The following is a 2997-nucleotide window of genomic DNA, read 5'->3' as shown; positions in this document are numbered from 1 at the left end:
AGACGTCGCGGGAATTGTTGGGATAACGCACCGATGGATCGTTTCTTTAGAAGTTTGAAATCTGAATGGATACCCGCAAGTGGTTATGGGAATTTCACAGAAGCAGATAAAGAGATCACAAATTACATCACTGGATATTACAGCGAGACTAGACCCCATCAATATAATGGTGGGTTAACGCCAAATAGGTCAGAACGTTTATATTGGAATGACTCTAAAACCGTGGCCAATTTTACTTGACCACTACACACCTGAGGTGTGGCGGGACTATATGCATTTGATCACCACATTAGCTCTGAGCAATCTTCAGATGGAATATAGACAACATGAATGCGATCTGAATACCTGTATGCCGACGTGTTCTTTACGCCCAGAGAAATATCTGTGCGTAGGTAAACCTCAGTTTTTGAGCGTATTTGATTAATTTACTAGAAGGAGAGAATGATGAATATTGGTCAAGCAGCCAAGTTGTCCGGCATCTCGGCGAAGATGATTCGCTACTACGAACAGATTGGCTTGATACCCAAAGCGAATCGTTCTGATGCTGGCTACCGAAATTACAGCTCGGCAGACGCGCAAAGCTTTCGCTTCATCCGTCGCGCACGCGACCTTGGCTTTTCTGTCGAACAAATCTCGGAGCTCCTGCTCTTGTGGTGCAATCGAGATCGCGCGAGCGCCGACGTTAAGGCGTTGGCGCTCTCCCATGCCGACGGACTGAAGGCGAAGATCGTTGAACTACAAGCTATGGTGCAAACGCTCGAGCAGCTAGCCGAAAATTGCCATGGCGATGGCCGCCCGGATTGCCCGATCCTTGCGGATTTGGCTGAGCCAACCGCCGCGAAAGAACGTTCGCAAGTTCCACATAGAACACCTCGATTTGGGAGTGACACACCCGCCTCGTCACGCCATCGTCCGCCACGGTGACTAACTCGTGAGCTTCTTCGATGGCGGCGTTTTCCAAGTTAGTTGCCACTATTGACTTACGCATCGAAGAAGCCCAAAAAGCACAATCATCAAGTTCTGTACAAGAACCAATACTAATCAAAATCAGCTCCAGAGGATGACCTATATGATGAATGTTCAATAAAATTACGCTAAGCACGATACTCATTTTTTGTTTTTCAGCCCAGGTATAAAGCCACCGCCAGCAATATAATTTGCATTAATTATGTGGCCTAATTGATATTCGCTTTTTAATCATAAAAATATGAATAATCCGAACATCGCAGCCTTAGTAAATCGGAGAAAAGTGCACGCAAACGTAGGCACTATTTAGTGCTTACTCCATTTCAGCGAAGGTCATTCTCGTACCGCTCTCGCAAGTATGCTGGTCAGTAGAATCAGTGTGAATCGATGGATATCAGTGTTATGGGAAGCAGGTTAGATTGCTGTTTGATGAAACTAAATTTTACTTCATTTCTCTCGCAAAGAAGGCGCTGGCCTCGGTGTGCCCCTTGGGTATTTTTATAATTTCTTTATCCATGCGTAATAATTTGTTTTATCTACGAAATTACTTCAACTCATTACGTTCAGACTATTCTAAGGTAAGGCCTTGCTGCAAGGCTTCGTGTTTTTCCTTCCAGTTGTAAAGCAGACTAGTGCTAACTCCAAGAGGCTTTGTCGCATCGGCAACACTATAACCTTGCTCCAGCACCATCAAGACGGTTTCATCCTTAAATGCCTGCGGATAACTCTTATGTGATTTGTTCTGACTCATATGGACCTCTTAATTTATTGACCATACTGTCTCAAAGTTAAGTGTCCGATGGGATTAGACCAGAACACGCTATCAGGGGCAGTGTTATGGATATCAATCCCATTTAAAAGTCATTCGTATTAATAACTAACCGTAACTGTTCAACATTAAGCTACTCAGAAGTTATGAAGGTTAAGCCGCTTAAGCAGGCGTTATCCATAGAAATTTTAATTCTAAATTCACTAATTCGAGCTAAAAGTCTAACTTGAAAATGTCCAGAAATAAGCTGGGTGGGGTCGAGTTGAGATTGTCCGATTAAGTCTAGCTATTTAATCAACGCTGTCAGTTCATATATGAGGTAGTACACATAATGATTTTTGTCCAAAAGAAGGTTAGGGCGCTTCACTCGATATCTATAAAAACTCCTGAAAATGCCATATTTATGTCCATGGCGGCTCAAAATCGGCAACATGTTAGTATTTTATTGTGACTTTTGGACAAGTATAAGCGCGTTGCTAGTTTGCGAGTCCAATATACCAAAGCATTCACGTAGCGACGATTAAATTGTTTAAGATACAGTCAGGTGAAATTGGTGATGTGTTCGAGCGACTCCGATGTTGATAAATCACGTCATCAACATTACAACAAATTAACCGGTAAGATTAAGCCGTGGAAATATAGCTACGAACCAATTTCAATTAAGCTTGGTAAACCTATGAATTATTGTAAGTAATAATTCTAATGGAGCGACATGATTTGATTGGGACATTGTTTCATAAAATTCATTTCTAACACGTCATCTATACTTCAAAAGAGTTCGCATAGCTGCGTGTGAGGTGCACTTTGTCAAAAAGCAGCAAACACAAAATTTAATGCGCTCTGGATGAACAGCTTTGCACCATAATAGAGCAAAGCTGTTGGCGGAGTGAATTATAGCCTTGATATATAATAACAAAATTCAGACTCACGAAATGACACAAAACTCATTTGGAATGACAAGCCACAAAAAAGAGCTGCAATGGGAACCGCATAGAGAATATTTAACATAATATACATTGTGCGCAGTTTTGTATGGAAGGGATTAGATGTGCCGATAAGTGTCGTTATCGGCATTAGTTAAAACGGCAAAGAGTTTCTAAATCAGCGTTGTTAAGTATATCGATCCAAGAAATGTCCGCGTAAATCATTCCAGCGCAAAACGACAGAACCAAGAACAATAACGGCAATACATACGGCGTAATCCATCGATCGCAAAAAATTAGTAACTTGGCTGGCCTTGTCGCCGCGCTTCGCTTGCTCAG

2 protein-coding genes and 2 pseudogenes are annotated in these 2997 nt (G+C 42.0%); 3 read left to right on the top strand and 1 reads right to left on the bottom strand.

All coding sequences use genetic code 11. The annotated features are described in order from the left end of the window. The 3 genes and pseudogenes from L5M18_RS22945 to L5M18_RS22935 all read left to right on the top strand — a co-directional run. A partial coding sequence (locus L5M18_RS22945) for an integrase core domain-containing protein (RefSeq protein WP_263198686.1) occupies positions 1-240 on the top strand: 240 nt, incomplete at its 5' end. Between the two features lie 204 nt (positions 241-444). After that, complete coding sequence (gene cueR, locus L5M18_RS22940) at positions 445-924, top strand: Cu(I)-responsive transcriptional regulator (protein WP_219252643.1); 480 nt, start codon at positions 445-447, stop codon at positions 922-924. Positions 925-1207: 283 nt separating this feature from the next. After that, a pseudogene (locus L5M18_RS22935) lies at positions 1208-1363 on the top strand (IS630 family transposase); the annotation flags it as partial. On the opposite strand, the pseudogene L5M18_RS22930 reads toward L5M18_RS22935, so the two are convergent. Further along, positions 1359-1717, bottom strand: a pseudogene (locus tag L5M18_RS22930) (transposase); the annotation flags it as partial. The pseudogenes L5M18_RS22935 and L5M18_RS22930 sit on opposite strands and share 5 nt — an antisense overlap. Positions 1718-2997: the final 1280 nt, after the last annotated feature.

The sequence above is a fragment of the Shewanella sp. SM20 genome (genome assembly GCF_025654545.1).
Lineage (GTDB): Bacteria > Pseudomonadota > Gammaproteobacteria > Enterobacterales > Shewanellaceae > Shewanella > Shewanella oncorhynchi.
This window is presented reverse-complemented; position numbering and strand designations above follow the sequence as displayed.

Bases quoted from the DNA above. Each gene is read 5' to 3' on its own strand.
- cueR (WP_219252643.1), top strand. From the start codon at position 445: ATGAATATTGGTCAAGCAGCCAAGTTGTCCGGCATCTCGGCGAAGATG.